The organism is Nocardiopsis sp. TRM 82005 (assembly GCF_056312425.1).
In genome coordinates, this window is sequence record NZ_JBWDTQ010000005.1 from 1 (window position 1) to 16,421 (window position 16,421).

Genomic DNA, 16,421 nt, shown 5'->3' on the forward strand with positions numbered 1-16,421 from the left:
GGCGCCGCCACGGCTCTCGCCGGCGTAGGCGACCACGTCCAGGGTGGACATGACCAGGCCCGCACCGTTGCCGATGACGCCGACCTCGCCGTCGAGCCTGACGTAGTTCAGGCCCTTCTCCCTGGCACGCAGCTCACGCTCGTCGGCGCCCGCGCCGTTGGCGAAGGGGATGCGCTCGGGGTGCCGGAAGGCCGCGTTGTCGTCCAGGGTGACCTTGCCGTCCAGGGCGACCACGCGGTCGTCCCGGGTACGCACCAGCGGGTTGACCTCGACCAGGGTGGCGTCCTCGCCGACGGCGACCCGCCACAGGCCCGTGACGACCGTCGCCGCGCGGTCCCGGATCCCCTCCGGAAGGCGGGCGGCGCGGCAGATCTCCAGCGCCGCCTCACGGTCCACTCCCCGGGGCCCGACGGGGACGCGCACGACCGCGTCGGGGCTGGTGGCGGCGACCTCCTCGATCTCCACACCGCCCTCGGCGGAGCAGATCGACAGGAAGGTGCGGTTCGCACGGTCCAGAAGGAAGGAGAAGTAGTACTCCTCCGCGATCTCGGAGGCCTCCTCGACCAGGACACGGTGCACCGTGTGGCCCTTGATGTCCATACCGAGGATCTGCTCGGCCTTGGCCTGGGCGTCCTCAGGACCATCGGCGACCTTCACACCACCGGCCTTGCCACGACCACCGGTCTTGACCTGCGCCTTGACGACGACTTTCCGTCCGACCCGGCCCGCGGCCAGCCGAACCTGCTCCGGGGTGTCCGCGATCTCGCCCTCGGCGAGGGGGACGCCGTGCTCACCGAAGATCTGTTTGGCCTCGTACTCGTAGAGATCCACCGCTCCTCCTCAGCCTGCTTCTCAGCCCCCTTTCAGTAATACGCCATACTGTATGCAGTATGCAATACCCATCCTCGATGACACTCGTGCCCCCACTTCTCTTCACAAGGCGCGACGTCCTTTGCATACTGCATACAAGGAGGTATCGCCATGCCCCAGGAGCCACCACGACACCGCGCCTCCACGGACGTCCGCGACTGGCGGGGCAGGCGGTACACCGTCGGGCCCACCGCCCGGGAACTGACCGGGCTGCCCCGGTCCGCCCTCCTCGTCCGCGCCCTCGTCGCCGTCGCGGCGGTCGGCGTGCTCCAGTTCGGCTACGGGGCCGCGGTACCCGCCCTGATCGAGGCGCACGGCTGGTCCCCCGCCCAGGCCCTCGCACCGTTCCTCGTCTGGGCCCTGGTCCAGGGCTCCCTCGCACCCGCACCGCAGTGGCTCAGGGCCAGGGGGCTGCTGGGGCCGGGCCCGGCGGTCTGCGCGGGGGCCCTGCTGTGCGGTGCCGCCCTGTTCTCGCTCGGCCACTCCGCGGACCCGGTCGCCGCCGTGCTGGGCTACGGCCTCCTCGGCGGCGCGGGGGCCGGGCTGGTCTACCACTCCTGCACGGATCTGGTCAGCGGGTGGTTCCCGGACCGGCACACCTTACGCCTCGGGGGCGTGGGCGGTGCCTTCGCCCTGGGCGCCGTGCCCCTGCTGCCCGCCATCGCGCTGGGGCCCTCCCCCGCCGCGCTGCCGTCGGCCTCCACCGCCCTCGCCCTGGCCGTGGTCGCTCTGGGCCTGGCGGGCGGCGCCGGCCAGCGCGGCGCCCCGGACCGGTGGTGGCCGCCGGAAAACGACCCGCGGACAACCGCGCTGCGCAGGCGCGCCGACCCTCCCGCGGCGGGGAACTACAGTGCGGGCCAGGCGTGGGCGAGCGGGCGCTCGCTACCCGCCTTGCACGCGGTGGTGGCACTGTCCGGCACGAGCGGCCTGTTCATGCTCTCCGCCCTTCCCGCGGTCCTGCTGGGCCTCGGCCGCGACCCCTCGGACGTCGCCGCCACGGTCACGGCCCTCGCCCTGGCCAGCGGACTGGGCAGACTCGCCGCGAGCGCCGCCGCGGAGCGGACGGGGAGGCGGAGGACCCTCACCCTGCTGATGGCCGCGACCGCCCTCGCGCAGGTCGCGCTGGCCGCCGCGGTCCCCGCGGGCCCGATCCAGCTGCTCGTCCTCCTGGCACTCGTGGTCGGCGCGGGCACCGGATCCTGCTATCCGCTCACCCTGGCGATCACCGAAGGGCACTTCGGGTCGGAGCGCGCTCCCGGGCTCCAGAGCCTCGTCCACGGGTCCAAGGCGGTCGGCGGGCTGCTGGGGGTGGGCGGGGCCGTCGCGGTCCTGTCCCTGGCTCCCACCGGAACCCATGCGGCGTTCCTGGCCGCGGCCGGCGCCCTGCCCGCGGTGGCGGCCGTCATCACGGCCCGGCTGCGCCGCCCCCTACCGGTCCGGACCGTTCCCCAGCAGGCCAGGGTCTGGACAGCGGCACCACGCCGTGCTCCAATGTGACGTACACGGTATACAGTATCCCACCAACAAAGACAGCACCGTATCCCGGAACCCGCACGAAAGGGGTCGTCGCACCGATGGCCGACAAGGCAAGCACCGAACCCAGCAGCGACGCGACCACGATCTCCGGCGGCCACCTGGTGGCCAAGGCGCTCAAGGCCGAAGGGGTCGACACCGTCTTCACGCTCTGCGGCGGACACATCATCGACATCTACGACGGCTGCGCGGACGAGGGCATCGACGTGATCGACGTCCGCCACGAGCAGGTCGCCGCGCACGCAGCGGACGGCTACGCCCGGCTCACCGGCAAACCCGGATGCGCGGTGGTGACCGCGGGCCCCGGGACCACGGACTCGGTCACCGGCATCGCCAACGCCTACCGTGCGGAGAGCCCGATGCTGGTCATCGGAGGGCAGGGCGCCCTCAGCCAGCACAAGATGGGCTCCCTCCAGGACCTGCCGCACGTCGACATGATCAACCCGATCTCCAAGTTCGCGGCCACCGTGCCGCACACAGAGCGGGTGGCCGACCTGGTCTCGATGGCCTTCCGCGAGGCCAACAGCGGCGCGCCCGGCCCGTCCTTCCTGGAGATCCCGCGCGACGTACTGGACGCCTCGGTACCGGTGGAGAAGGCGCGCGTCCCGGCCCCGGGCCGCTACCGCGCCAGCACCCGCCAGGCCGGCGACCCCGCCGACATCGAGCGGCTGGCCGAGCTGATCGTGCGCTCGGAGCGGCCCAGCATCCTGCTCGGCAACCAGGTGTGGACGACCCGGGCCACCGAGTCGGCCACCGACCTGGTCCGCGCCCTCAACATCCCCGCCTACATGAACGGCGCGGGCCGGGGCACCCTGCCGCCGGGCGACCCGCACCACTTCCAGCTCTCCCGGCGCTACGCCTTCACCAACTCCGACCTGATCATCATCGTCGGCACCCCCTTCGACTTCCGGATGGGCTACGGCAAACGCCTCTCACCAACGGCCACGGTGGTGCAGATCGACCTGTCCTACGCCACCGTCGGCAAGAACCGGGACATCGACCTCGGGATCGTCGGCGACGCCGACGTGATCCTGTCCTCGGCCCTCCAGGCCGTGTCGGGCTACGGCGACACCGGAGCACAGGGCCGCAAGGGCTGGCTGGAGGAGCTGCGCACCCAGGAGCAGGCGGCGCTCGACAAGCGCGCCCACCTGCTCACCTCCGACTCCACGCCCATCCACCCCTACCGCCTGGTCAGCGAGATCAACCAGTTCCTTACCGAGGACTCCATCTACGTCGGCGACGGCGGCGACATCGTCACCTTCTCCGGCCAGGTGGTCCAGCCCAGGTCGCCGGGCCACTGGATGGACCCCGGACCGCTCGGCACCCTCGGCGTCGGCGTCCCGTTCGTGATGGCCGCCAAGCACGCCCTGCCCGACAAGGAGGTCGTCGCCCTGTTCGGTGACGGCGCGTTCAGCCTGACCGGCTGGGACTTCGAGACTCTGGTCCGCTTCGACCTGCCCTTCATCGGGATCATCGGCAACAACTCCTCGATGAACCAGATCCGCTACGGCCAGATCGCCAAGTACGGCGCCGACCGCGGGGAGATCGGCAACACCCTGGGGGACGTGCGCTACTCGGAGTTCGCCAAGATGCTCGGCGGCTACGGGGAGGAGGTCCGGGAGCCGGACGGGATCGCCCCGGCCCTGCGCCGCGCCCGCGAGTCCGGCAAGCCCTCGCTGATCAACGTCTGGATCGACCCCGAGGTGTACGCCCCGGGGACCATGAACCAGACGATGTACAAGTAGCCCGGAAGGAGAGCCATGGGCAAGGCACTCGACGGAATCCGCGTCCTGGACATGACCCACGTCCAGTCGGGACCGTCCGCGACCCAGATCCTCGCTTGGATGGGCGCTGACGTCGTCAAGCTGGAGGCGCCCTCGGGGGACGTCACCCGGCGCCAGCTCCGGGACAGGCCGGACGTGGACAGCCTGTACTTCACGATGCTCAACTCCAACAAGCGCAGCGTCACCCTGAACACCAAGAGCACCGAGGGCAAGCGGATCTTCCTGGACCTGGTGCGCCGCAGCGACGTGCTGGTGGAGAACTTCGCACCCGGGGCGCTGGACCGGATGGGGTTCACCTGGGAGGTGCTGTCCGAGGTCAACCCCCGCCTCGTCTACGCCTCGATCAAGGGCTTCGGCCCGGGCGCCTACGCCGACTTCAAGGCCTACGAGGTGATCGCCCAGGCCATGGGCGGGTCGATGAGCACCACCGGGTTCGAGGACGGTCCCCCGGTGGCCACGGGCGCGCAGATCGGCGACTCGGGCACCGGGATACACACGGTGGCCGGCATCCTCGCCGCCCTGTACCAGCGCGTCAGCACCGGCCACGGCCAGCGCGTCCAGGTCGCCATGCAGGACTCGGTGCTCAACCTGTGCCGCGTCAAGCTGCGAGACCAGCAGCGGTTGACGCACGGACCCCTCTCGGAGTACCCGAACGAGGACTTCGGCGACGAGGTCCCCCGCTCGGGCAACGCCTCCGGCGGCGGTCAGCCCGGCTGGGCCGTGCGCACGGCCCCCGGCGGCCCGAACGACTACGTCTACGTCATCATCCAGCCCACCGGCTGGGCCCCCATCGCCCGGCTGATCGGCCGCCCCGAGCTGGTCGACGACCCCGGGTGGGCGACCCCCGAAGCACGGCTGGACAAGCTCGACAAGGCGTTCTCCCTGATCGAGGAGTGGTCCCGGGAACTGCCCAAGTGGGACGTCCTGGCCGCGCTGAACGAGCACAACATCCCCTGCGGGCCGATCATGTCCACCCGGGAGATCATCGAGGACTCCACCCTGCGCGAGAACGGGGTCGTCACCTCGGTCGAGCACCCCGAGCGCGGCACCTACCACACCGTGGCCTCCCCCATCCGCCTGTCGGACTCGGCGGTGGACGTCGTCCGCTCCCCCCTGCTCGGTGAGCACAACACCGATGTCTACGGCTCCGAGCTGGGCCTGTCCCCCGAGGAACTGGCCGAACTCGCATCGAACGGAGTGATCTGAAGGCATGGCCGTCTACACCCCCGAACGTTCCGACCGCGACCGGGCCTCGGTCCGCGAGGTACTCGACCGGGCCCGGTCCGAGGGCCGGACCGCGCTCACCGCCCCCGAGGGCCGTGTCCTCGCCGAGGCCTACGGCATTCCCGTCCCCGGTGAGGCGCTGACCCGCACCGCCGAGGAGGCCGCCGCCCTCGCGGGCGAGTTGGGCCTGCCCGTGGCCGCCAAGATCGTCTCCCCCGACATCCTGCACAAGACCGACGCCGGAGGCGTCGAGATCGGGCTGGACAGCGCGGACAAGGTCGCCGAAGCCTTCGAGCGCATCACCGCCAACGCCCGTGCCCACGACCCCGGCGCCCGGATCGACGGCGTCCAGATCCAGCAGATGGTCGGCGGCGGGGTGGAGGTGCTCGTCGGTGCCACGACCGATCCCACGTTCGGCAAGGTGGTGGTGTTCGGTCTCGGCGGGATCCTGGTGGAGGTCCTCGAGGACGTCGCCTTCCGGCTCGCGCCGGTCACCCGCGAGGACGCGTTCGCCCAGATCAGCGACATCAAGGCGGCCGAGGTGCTGTCCGGGGTGCGCGGAGGCGAGGCCGTGGACAGGGACGCCCTGGCCGACCTCCTCGTCAGCCTGTCCGAGCTGGTCTCGGACTTCCCCGAGATCGCCGAGGCGGACCTGAACCCCGTGTTCGCCTCCGCCTCCGGGGCGATCGCCGCCGACCTGCGCTTCGTCCTGGACTTCGAGCCCGCAGAGGGACCCCGCAAGTTCTCCAAGGAGGAGATCCTGGCCTCCATGGAGCGCATCTTCAAGCCGCGCTCCATCGCGATCGTGGGCGCCTCCAACGAGGCGGGCAAGATCGGCAACTCCGTCATCAAGAACATCGTGGACGGCGGGTACGGGGGTGAGGTCCACCCGGTCAACCCCAAGGCCGACGAGGTCTACGGGCGCGCCTCCCACGCGTCGATCGCCGACGTGCCCGGCGACGTGGACGTCGCGGTCTTCGCCATTCCCGCCAAGTTCGTGGCTGGCGCGCTGGAGGAAGCCGGGCGCAAGGGCGTGGCGGGCGCGATCCTCATCCCCTCCGGCTTCGCCGAGACCGGCGAGCAGGAGTTGCAGGACGAGGTGCTCGCCGTGGCCCGAAGGCACGGCGTCCGCCTGCTCGGACCCAACATCTACGGCTACTACTACACGCCGCAGAAGCTGTCGGCGACCTTCTGCACGCCCTACGACGTGGCGGGCGGGACCGCGCTCACGTCCCAGTCGGGCGGGATCGGCATGGCGATCCTGGGTTACAGCCGCAGTACCCGCACGGGCGTGTCCGCGATCGTGGGGGTGGGCAACAAGGCCGACATCGACGAGGACGACCTGCTCACCTTCTTCGGGCAGGACGAGAACACCAACGCGGTCGCGATGCACCTGGAGGACCTCAAGGACGGCCGCGCGTTCGTCGCCGCCGCCCGTGAGGTCGTGCCCAAGAAACCCGTGGTGGTGCTCAAGGCCGGGCGGACCTCCGCCGGGGCACGTGCGGCCGGATCGCACACCGGCGCGCTCGCGGGCGACGACAAGGTCTACGACGACATCCTGCGCCAGGCGGGCGTGGTCCGCGCGCCCGGACTGACCGAGCTGCTGGAGTACGGCCGCGCCCTGCCGGTCATGCCCGCACCGACCGGTGAGAACGTCGTCATCATCACCGGCGCGGGCGGCTCGGGCGTGCTGCTGTCGGACGCGGTGGTGGACAACGGCATGTCGCTGTACGGGATCCCGCCGGACCTCGACGAGGCCTTCCGCGCCTTCATCCCGCCCTTCGGCGCCGCCGGGAACCCGGTGGACATCACTGGTGGCGAGCCGCCCTCCACCTACGAGAAGACCATCCGGCTGGGCCTGGAGGACCCCCGGGTGCACTCCCTGGTCCTGGGCTACTGGCACACGATCGTCACCCCGCCGCTGGTCTTCGCCGACGTGGTGATCGACGTGGTGAGCAAGGCCCGGACCGCCGGGATCGACAAGCCCGTCGTCGCCTCGCTCTCGGGCGACACCGAGGTCGAGGCCGCCAGCCAGAAGCTCTTCGACCACGGGATCGTCGCCTACCCCTACACCACCGAGATGCCGGTGAAGGTCCTGGGCGCCAAGTACCGCTGGGCCCGCTCCGCCGGAATCCTCTGACCGGCCCCGTATCCTCTACGTCCTGGTGCGCGCGATGCCGCCGCCGCGCACCGGGACGTCCGACACCCGTGCCGGGAGCCGCCCCGGCACCGAAAGAGAGGAGGCCCGCGTCCCTGGGGGCTGATGGGGGCAGTGAAACACACATGCGACGAAGAACAAGGGAGTCCAACCCATGGCCCCGACCCCCGACCCCGCGGCCGAGGAACCCCGTCCCACCGCCTACGAGCCCCTCGACATCCCCGCTCAACGCTCCACCGAACCGGACCTGACCGGCGGATCGGACACCCCTCCCCCAGCCACCCCTCCAGCCACCGGCTCCGCCAAGACCATCCGCCTCGAAGCCCCGGGAACGGGCGTGCGCGACACCTGGCGCGCCATGGGCCCCGGTATCGCCGCGGCGATGACCGGCATCGGGGCCAGCCACATCATGCACGGGCCCACGGCCGGCGCGGAGTACGGCTACGCGCTCCTGTGGGTCATCCCCTTCGCCTACCTGCTCAAGTACTGCGCCTTCGAGTTCGCGCACCGCTACACCCTGGTGCGCGGCGAGAGCATCATGGAGGCCTACGAGCGGACCGGCCGCGGACGCGGCAACTGGCCGCTGTGGTACCTGGGCTTCCAGTCCCTCGCCAACACCTTCGGGATCGCGGGGCGCGCCCTGGGGTGCGCGGCCATGCTGTGGGCCGCCTTCCCCTTCCTGCCGTTGCAGGCGTGGGCGGTCCTGGTCCTGCTGTCCAGCGTCGCCGTCCTGTGGGCGGGCAAGTACAAGGCGCTGGAACTCGCCGTGAAGCTGGCCATCATCGTGTTCGCCGTATGCGTGATGCTGGCCTTCTTCCTCCAGAGCCCACCGCCCGGTGAGTACATGGCCCGGCTGGTGCCCACCCTGCCCCCGGTCGGCGCGCTCCTGCTCTTCGGCGCCATGTGGGGCTACTTCCCGACCACCGTCGAGGTCGCGCCCATGCAGTCCAACTGGGCCGTGGACAAGAAGAGCGGCATGGTCCGCGTCCGCGAGCTCCAGCGCGAGGGCTACACGGTCGACCTGGCCCCGAACTACCTGCGCAACCACCTGAAGCTGTTCAAGCGCGACATGAACATCTCCTACGTGGTCGCTCTGATCACGGGGATGGCTTTCCTCATCGTCGGCGCCGTCGTCCTCAACCCGATCGGCCTGGTCCCCGAGTCGAGCGAGATGGGCGCGACGATCGCCCACATCTACACCGAGACGTTCGGCGCGTGGATCTTCCCGATCATCATCTCCGGTGGCGTGGCGGCACTGTGGTCGACGGTCTTCACCTACTTCGACGGCCAGGCGCGCGTCTTCGAGGAGTGCTGCGTCCGGCTGCGCCGGGTCTGGGACACCCCGAGGATCCGCAAGCTCATCTACCGGGGGTTCCAGGTCCTGTGGGTAGTGGCGGGCACCGCGATCGTCTTCGGCCTGCCGGAGCCGATCCTCGTGGTGCAGATCGCCTCGTTCCTCGCCCTGCTGTTCTCCCCCATCATCTACTGGCTGAACATCAAGGCGATCAAGGACAACTTCACCGCCGAGGACAAGCCGTTCCTGCCCCCGAGGATCATGTTCGCGTGGGCGTGGACCGGCGTGGCGGGACTGACCCTGGTCAGCGGATACATCCTCTACCTACAGTTCCTCCAGCCGATGTTCACCTGACGGACGTGGCCAGGGCGGACCCGGCGGGCCCTCTCCGCCGGGTCCGCCCTGGCCACGGGCTCAGTGAAGGAGCTTGAGCCCGACGACACCGGCGATGATGAGCAGCAGGCACAGCGCCTTGGGCACGCTGAAGCCCTCGCCCAGGAAGAACATGCCCACCAGGGCGGTGCCGACCGCGCCGATCGATACCCAGATCGCGTAACCGGTCCCGACCGGGATGGTGCGCAACGCGTAGGCCAGACCGGCCATACTCAGCGCCAGGGTGACCCCGAAGGTCACCGACGGCCACAGGCGGGTGAACCCCTGGGAGGCGCTGAGCGCGGTCGCCCACGCGGTCTCCAGGAACCCCGAGATCACCAGAACAATCCAGGCCACGACCCGTACCTCCATGACGTGCGTATGAAAACGCGCCGTCTTGTCGTCACCGGGTACGGCGCACCTCGTCCGGGCCCCACGGACCACCGCCTCCCGCGACAGCGTCACGCGGACGGTGTGTGCGCAAGGTACAACGCCCCGCGCCGGGGGTACCTTCCGTGTGTGCCGGAGGCCTTCCCCACCGGCTCCGGCGGTACGGCTCCCCGCGCCGGGAGCGGCCCCGCCCACCAGCGCGGGAACCGCTCGGCGGCCGCTCATCGTACGAAACGACCGCTCGCCGCGCGCTGAGCGACCGTTCGACGCTGCTCCCCCGCGTTCGGCGCGCACAGGCACGCAGCCCCTCCCTGCTCTGGAGTGCCCCTCCTTACAGTGCCTGGTAACGCACGTCACATAGGCGAAACATCGTTTCACCGGCTGTCCGCCGATCCCCCCGGAGGTTTTCCCACCATGTCCACAGACAGGCCAACGAAGGATCCGTCACCGCCTCCCGGCGGCGACGGAGGCGGTGACGAACCCATCGCGACCGAGGCCTACGTCGCGATGCACGGCGACCCGCGCTTCATCGAGCTCAAGAAGCGCCTCTACACCTTCGTCTTCCCGATGAGCATCGCCTTCATGGCGTGGTACCTGCTCTACGTGCTCATGTCCGCGTTCGGACGCGACATCATGGGCGTCGAGCTCTTCGGCAGCGTCAACGTCGCGCTGGTCTTCGGTGTCCTACAGTTCCTCTCCACCTTCGGGATCGCCGTCCTGTACACGAACTACGCCCGCCGCAGGCTCGACGCGCAGGCGGTCGAGCTGCGCGACGAGCTCCACAACGGCGCGGCGGACAAGGAGGGCGGCCGATGATTCTCGCGCAGGAAGCGTCCGAGGCGGTCAGCGAAAGCAGCCGTATCGTCACCATCGTCCTCTTCGTCCTCATGATCGCGGCCACGCTCGGTGTCACCGTCTGGGCCAACCGCAACACCCGCTCCGCGACCGACTTCCACTCGGGCGGGCGCGGCTTCTCCCCGTTGCAGAACGGCCTGGCCATCGGCAGCGACTACATGTCGGCCGCGTCCTTCCTGGGCATCGCCGGCATGATCGCCCTGTTCGGCTACGACGGCTTCCTCTACTCCATCGGGTTCCTCGTCGCCTGGCTGGTCGCCCTCCTGCTCGTCGCCGAGCTGCTGCGCAACTCCGGCCGCTACACGATGGGCGACGTGCTGTCCTACCGGATGCAGCAGCGCCCGGTCCGGACCGCCGCCTCGGTCTCCACGATCGTGGTGTCGATCTTCTACCTGCTGGCGCAGATGGTCGGCGCGGGCGCGCTCATCGCCCTGCTGCTGGGCATCCAGCCCGGCGAGACCTTCCTCGGCATGGACGCCGCCACCGCCAAGATCGTCGGCATCGTGGTCGTCGGCCTGCTGATGACGATCTACGTGACCTTCGGCGGCATGAAGGGCACCACCTGGGTGCAGATCATCAAGGCCGTCATCCTCATGGCCGGTGCCGCCCTGCTCACCGTGCTGACCCTGTCCCTGTACGGGTTCAACCTCGGCGCCCTGATGACCGACGCGGCCAGTGCCAGCGGCCAGGAGGGCTTCCTGGAGCCCGGCCTGCGCTACGGCGTGGAGGTCGCGGGCGATCCGCTCCAGACCATGTGGAACAAGCTGGACCTGATCAGCCTGGGCCTGGCCCTGGTGCTGGGCACGGCCGGCCTGCCGCACATCCTCATCCGCTTCTACACCGTCCCCGACTCCCAGAGTGCCCGTAAGTCGGTCAACTGGGGCATCGGCCTCATCGGCGTCTTCTACCTGATGACCCTGGTGCTGGGCTTCGGCGCGGCGGCCATTGTCGGCCACGAGGCCATCAGCGCCCAGAACGCGGCGGGCAACACGGCGGCGCCACAGCTGGCCCAGGCGGTCGGTGAGTCCATCGGCGGCGGCATGGCCGGCGCGGTCCTGCTGGCGGTCATCTCCTCCGCGGCCTTCGCGGCCATCCTGTCCACCGTGGCGGGTCTGGTCATCGCCTCCTCGTCCTCCATCGCGCACGACTTCTACAACTCGGTCCTGCGCAAGGGCAAGGCCACGGGCAGCGAAGAGGTCAAGGTCGCCCGGATCGCCGCCCTGGGCGTCGGTACGGTCGCGGTCATCCTGGCCGTGTTCGCGCAGGACCTCAACGTGGCCTTCCTGGTCGCGCTGGCGTTCGCGATCGCGGCCTCGGCCAACCTGCCGACCCTGCTGCTCAGCCTGTTCTGGAAGCGGTTCAACACCTCCGGCGCGCTCTGGGGTATCTACGGCGGCCTGATCAGCGCCGTGGGCCTGGTGTTCTTCTCGCCGGTGGTCTCCGGGTCCGAGACCGCGCTCATCCCGAACGCGGACTTCGCCTGGTTCCCGCTGCCCAACCCGGCCCTGGTGTCGGTGCCGATCAGCCTCCTGTGCGCGGTCATCGGCACCCTGATGTCCAAGGAGCGCGACTTCGACAAGTTCGCGATGCTCCAGGTCCGCGCACTGACCGGCGCCGGTGCCGAGAAGGCGGCCAAGCACTGATCCGTGTGCTCGGGGCGGCCATCGGTGGCTCGCTCCGCTCGGGAAACCCACCCTGTTCCCGAAGCAGCCACCGCCCCGAGCCCCTTCCCGGGCCCGTCACCCCTCCCGGTGACGGGCCCGGCTTCTTGTCCGCCCGTTGCGCCCGCACCGGAAGGCGGACACTCCCACGTCACGATCCGAAAGGTGACCCCTAGCACGTGAGCGTCGACACAGCCTGCTGGGATAAGGTCGTTCCGTGTCATATCGGTGGCTGTCGCGGCTGTCCCCCTCCCGACGGCGCCCAACATCGTCGGAGCAACGGGCGAGCGTCGAGCTGATGCGCCAGGTCCACTCCCTGGGCGTCGACCTCCAGGACGGGTTGCACGGCAGGAAGGTGCCCTCGGCCGCCCGACGGCTGCACCAGATCCTGGCCGTGGACGGCGTCGTGCTCGCCGACCTGGACGGGCCGGTCGCCGCGCACGGCAGAAGCCCCGAACCACAGGAGGTCGAGGGGCTGCTCGCCCAGGTCTTCGAGTACGGGAGCAACGCGCGCAGCCGCCTGGCCGACGGAACCACGGTGTGCGCGGTCCCCCTGACCGTGGACGAGGAGCTGTTCGGCGCGCTGGTGGCGTCGGGCCACCCCGCCGAGGCCGACGTGGAGGCCGCCGCCGCACTGGTGTCGGACTGCCTGGACCACGCGGCGCTGCGCCGGGCCCGCGCGCGCATCGCCGCCGCCGACCTGCGCACACTCCGGGCCCAGATCTCCCCGCACTTCGTGCACAACGCCCTGGCGGTGATCGCCGCACTGGTGCGCACCGATCCGGACCGTGCCCGCCACCTGCTGTCGGACTTCGCCGACTACCTGCGTTACGGCTTCTCGGAGAAGGGCGACTACGCGACGCTCTCGGAGGAGCTGGAGGCCACGCAGACCTATCTCGAACTACAGAGGGCCCGTTTCCACGACCGGTTGGACATCACCGTGCGGATGGCGCCGGAGGTACTGCCGGTGGCCGTCCCCTTCCTGGTGGTGCAGCCGATCGTGGAGAACGCGATCCGGCACGGTCTGGAACGCAAGGAGGGCCGCGGCCACATCAGCGTCTCGGGCTTCGGCGAGGGGCCGCTGTGCGTCATCGAGATCGAGGACGACGGAGTCGGCATGCACCCCGATCTCGCCCGCTCCCTTCTGGCGGGCACCGGGCCGGAGTCGCGCAGCGTCGGGCTGGCCAACGTGGACCAGCGTCTGCGTGCGGTCTACGGTCCCGAGTACGGTCTGGTGATCGAGACCGCGCTCGGAGAGGGAACGAAGGTGACCGTGCGCGTACCCAGATTCACCAGGGGGGTGGTGGCGCAGTGAAGCCCGAGCTACGGGTACTGGTGGTCGAGGACGAGGCGTCCACCCGCCACGAGATGGCATCGCTGCTCAGCGACATGCCCGAGGTGGCGGAAGTCCTCGTGGCCGACAACGGCGCCACGGCCGTGCGGCTGCTGGGAACCACCACGATCGACGCCGCGTTCCTGGACATCCTCATGCCCGGTCTGAACGGCATGGACGTGGCGAGGGTGCTGAGCGTGCTGTCGGAGCCGCCGTCCATCGTGTTCGTGACCGCCTCCGAGACCCACGCCGTGGAGGCGTTCGGCATCGGTGCCGTGGACTACCTGCTCAAACCGATCCGCCCGGAGCGCCTGGCCGAGGCGGTGGGCCGCATCGCCCAGCTGCGCCGCCCCAGCGGCGAGGCCCCGCCCGCGGAGGACCTGCACGTGGTGCAGATCGACACGGGCAGGCGCACGGTGTTCGTCAAGCGCGACGACGTGCAGTTCGTGGAGGCCCAGGGCGACTACGTGCGCCTGTACACCGCGGACGGCAGCCATCTGATCCGTCTGTCGCTGTCCTACCTGGAGGAGGTGTGGGCCTCGGCCGGGTTCGTCCGGGTCCACCGGGGGTACCTCATCGCGATCCCCTGGGTGCGGGACCTGCGGGTGACCTCCTCCTCCGGCCTGGTGGCGGGCACCCCGGCCGGGGACGTGCCGGTGAGCCGCCGCCACGGCCGCCACCTGCGCACACAGCTGCTGGAGGCGGCCCGCCACGACCAGCTCGGCCGGTCCGCGAACGCTCAGGGCCCACCCGTCTCCCGGCCCCGGAACGGCGAGGACGAGCAGTCCCCGCGGCAGGCCCCATGAGCCCGCGCCGGGAGAAACTGACCAGCCCGCAGACCCGGATCGCGCTGGCCCGGGGCAACCGGCCCGTGCAGCACCTGCTACCGATACCGGAACCGGTGGACACCGAGGCGGCGCGCACGGTCTTTCACGCCCAGCGGCGGACGGCGGTGCGCACCGTGGCGCTGCTGTCGGTACTGCTGTTCGGGATGAGCGGCGCGTTCGCGGCCTTCCCCGTGCTCGGGGAGATCCGGCTGATCGGCGTCCCGCTGTCGTGGCTGCTGCTGATGGTGGCGATCTACCCGCTGCTGTTCGTGCTGGCGCTGTGGCACGTGCGCTCGGCCGAACGCATCGAGGAGCGGGCCGGGTCGGAGCGCCCACAGCCCGGGAGCGAGGAGCGGAGACGGTGACCTCGGTCCTGGCGATCGGGCTGGTCCTGGTCACCAGCCTGGTCATCGGCATCTACGGGGTACGGGCGGCCCGTTCGACCTCGGACTTCCTGGTGGCCTCGCGCCGGGTCTCCCCCAGCTGGAACGCGATGGCGATCGCCGGGGAGTACCTGTCGGCCGCCTCCGTGCTGGGGCTGGCCGGGCTCGTGCTCAAGAACGGCCTGGGCACCATGTGGTACGCGGTGGGGTTCGCCGCGGGCTACGTGGCGGTGGTGGCACTGGTGGCCGGGCCGATGCGCCGGTCGGGTGCGTTCACCGTGCCCGACTTCGCCGAGTACCGGCTGGGCGCACCGCGCCTGCGCAAGCTGTGCGGCTGCGTGGTGCTGGTGATCATGCTGCTGTACCTGGTGCCCCAGTTCAAGGGCGCCGGGGTGGTGCTGGCCCTGGTCAGCGGCACGCCGTACTGGGTGGGGGTCCTGCTCGCCGGACTGGTGGTGAGCGGGTCGATCGCCGCCGGGGGCATGCGGTCGGCGACCTACGTTCAGGCCTTCCACTACGTCGTCAAACTGGCCTTCCTCGCCATCCCCGCGATCTATCTGGTGGTGCACTCCACCGCGGACACCCGCGCTGAGGCGCTGAACCCGGAGTGGGGCACGCAATTTCCCGAGGAGACCCCGGTGGAGTTCACCGTGGGGACCCGGTTCAGCCTGGACGAGCCGGTGACGGTGACCACCCCGAGCGGCGGGGAGGTGGAGCTCTCCTCCGGTGAGCACACCGTGTCCGAGGGCACCGAGTACGTGTTCCCCGAGGGCGCGACCATCCCGCGCCCGGAAGGGCTGCCGGGGCTGGGCAGCGAGCGGTGGAACACGCCGCTGCTGGACGTGGGCGGCTATCCGCTGTTCGAGACGTGGTCCGCCCTGCTGGCGATCACGCTCGGCTGCATGGGCCTGCCTCACGTCATCATGCGCTTCCACACGAGTCCCACGGCGCGGACCGCGCGCAGGGTCGCGGTGGGGGTGATCGCCCTCTTGGGGCTGTTCTACCTGTTCCCGGTGGTGTACGGGCTGCTGGGCCGGGTGCTCACGCCCCACCTTGTACTGCTTCAGGGCACCGACACTGTGGCGGTGGTGCTGCCCGCGCAGGCGGTGTCGGGATCGGTGGGCACGGTGCTGACGGCGCTGGTGGCGGCTGGTGCGTTCGGCGCGTTCCTGTCCACCTCCTCCGGGCTGCTGCTGGCCCTGGCGGGCGGACTCTCGCACGACCTGTTCCAGGGGAGCGTGCCACGGCTGCGCCTGGCGGTGGTCGTGGGGGCGTGCGTGGCCGTGCTGCTGGCACTGCCCGCGCAGATGATCGACATCAACGTACTGGTGGTGTGGGCGTTCACGGTGGCGGCCTCCACGTTCTGTCCGCTGCTGGTGCTGGGGATCTGGTGGCGGCGGCTGACGCTGCCCGGCGCGGCCTCGGGGCTGATCGTGGGCGCGGTGACGGCGACCGGCGCGGTGGGGTGGTCGATACTGCTCCCCACCCCGCCCGGGTGGATATCGGTGCTGCTGGCCCAACCCGCCGCGTGGACCATCCCGCTGGCCTTCACGACGATGATGCTGGTCTCCCGGCTGACCCGCCCACCGGACTGGGCGGAGCACGCGGTGCTACGGCTCCACTCACCCTGAACCGGGGTTCGCCGACGCCGGCCTCCCCGCCCGGCCGGGGTGACGGTGGAGCGGCCCTCCACCACCGGCTCCGGATGTGGCGAAGACCGCGACCACGTAAGATCAC

At 70.5% G+C, this 16,421-nt stretch carries 13 protein-coding genes and 1 riboswitch; of the genes, 11 read left to right on the forward strand and 2 right to left on the reverse strand.

Annotated features, from left to right (window positions below):
* A partial coding sequence (locus tag AC0T5L_RS02510) for an ATP-grasp domain-containing protein (RefSeq protein WP_476163692.1) occupies window positions 1-831 on the reverse strand: 831 nt, incomplete at its 3' end.
* A 150-nt stretch (window positions 832-981) separates the two neighbouring features.
* Between AC0T5L_RS02510 and AC0T5L_RS02515 the strand changes: the two genes are divergently transcribed.
* From AC0T5L_RS02515 to AC0T5L_RS02535, 5 genes are all read left to right on the forward strand, one after another.
* The gene (locus tag AC0T5L_RS02515) at window positions 982-2,367 is read left to right on the forward strand and encodes an MFS transporter (RefSeq protein ID WP_476163693.1); all 1,386 of its coding nucleotides are present in this window, start codon (window positions 982-984) and stop codon (window positions 2,365-2,367) included.
* Between the two features lie 77 nt (window positions 2,368-2,444).
* Window positions 2,445-4,148 carry a thiamine pyrophosphate-binding protein gene (locus AC0T5L_RS02520; protein WP_476163694.1) on the forward strand — a complete coding sequence of 568 codons (1,704 nt, stop codon included), beginning with the start codon at window positions 2,445-2,447 and terminating at the stop codon, window positions 4,146-4,148.
* A gap of 15 nt (window positions 4,149-4,163) precedes the next feature.
* Window positions 4,164-5,393 carry a formyl-CoA transferase gene (gene frc, locus AC0T5L_RS02525; RefSeq protein ID WP_476163695.1) on the forward strand — a complete coding sequence of 410 codons (1,230 nt, stop codon included), beginning with the start codon at window positions 4,164-4,166 and terminating at the stop codon, window positions 5,391-5,393.
* A 4-nt stretch (window positions 5,394-5,397) separates the two neighbouring features.
* Window positions 5,398-7,551: an acetate--CoA ligase family protein gene (locus AC0T5L_RS02530; RefSeq protein ID WP_476163696.1), complete on the forward strand. Its 2,154-nt coding sequence runs from the start codon at window positions 5,398-5,400 to the stop codon at window positions 7,549-7,551.
* 172 nt (window positions 7,552-7,723) lie between these two features.
* A complete protein-coding gene (locus AC0T5L_RS02535; protein ID WP_476163697.1) occupies window positions 7,724-9,217 on the forward strand; it encodes an Nramp family divalent metal transporter in 1,494 nt (497 codons plus the stop codon).
* Between the two features lie 60 nt (window positions 9,218-9,277).
* Here the strand turns inward: AC0T5L_RS02535 and AC0T5L_RS02540 are convergent, their stop codons facing one another.
* Complete coding sequence (locus AC0T5L_RS02540) at window positions 9,278-9,592, reverse strand: DMT family transporter (RefSeq protein WP_476163698.1); 315 nt, start codon at window positions 9,590-9,592, stop codon at window positions 9,278-9,280.
* Between the two features lie 29 nt (window positions 9,593-9,621).
* A riboswitch (guanidine-III (ykkC-III) riboswitch) is annotated at window positions 9,622-9,680 on the reverse strand.
* A 359-nt stretch (window positions 9,681-10,039) separates the two neighbouring features.
* Between AC0T5L_RS02540 and AC0T5L_RS02545 the strand changes: the two genes are divergently transcribed.
* The 6 genes from AC0T5L_RS02545 (at window position 10,040) to AC0T5L_RS02570 (ending at window position 16,315) form a co-directional block, all read left to right on the forward strand.
* Window positions 10,040-10,441: a DUF485 domain-containing protein gene (locus tag AC0T5L_RS02545; RefSeq protein ID WP_476163699.1), complete on the forward strand. Its 402-nt coding sequence runs from the start codon at window positions 10,040-10,042 to the stop codon at window positions 10,439-10,441.
* Window positions 10,438-12,123 carry a solute symporter family protein gene (locus AC0T5L_RS02550; protein WP_476163700.1) on the forward strand — a complete coding sequence of 562 codons (1,686 nt, stop codon included), beginning with the start codon at window positions 10,438-10,440 and terminating at the stop codon, window positions 12,121-12,123. The genes AC0T5L_RS02545 and AC0T5L_RS02550 overlap by 4 nt, the downstream gene beginning before the upstream one ends.
* A 316-nt stretch (window positions 12,124-12,439) precedes the next feature.
* Window positions 12,440-13,456 carry a sensor histidine kinase gene (locus AC0T5L_RS02555; protein WP_476163701.1) on the forward strand — a complete coding sequence of 339 codons (1,017 nt, stop codon included), beginning with the start codon at window positions 12,440-12,442 and terminating at the stop codon, window positions 13,454-13,456.
* On the forward strand, window positions 13,453-14,280 hold the full coding sequence (locus AC0T5L_RS02560) for a LytR/AlgR family response regulator transcription factor (protein ID WP_476163702.1): 828 nt from the start codon (window positions 13,453-13,455) through the stop codon (window positions 14,278-14,280). The genes AC0T5L_RS02555 and AC0T5L_RS02560 overlap by 4 nt, the downstream gene beginning before the upstream one ends.
* Window positions 14,277-14,666, forward strand: a complete 390-nt coding sequence (locus tag AC0T5L_RS02565; protein ID WP_476163703.1) for a hypothetical protein — start codon at window positions 14,277-14,279, stop codon at window positions 14,664-14,666. The genes AC0T5L_RS02560 and AC0T5L_RS02565 overlap by 4 nt, the downstream gene beginning before the upstream one ends.
* On the forward strand, window positions 14,663-16,315 hold the full coding sequence (locus AC0T5L_RS02570) for a sodium/solute symporter (protein WP_476163704.1): 1,653 nt from the start codon (window positions 14,663-14,665) through the stop codon (window positions 16,313-16,315). Before AC0T5L_RS02565 ends, AC0T5L_RS02570 begins: the two co-directional genes overlap by 4 nt.
* Window positions 16,316-16,421: the final 106 nt, after the last annotated feature.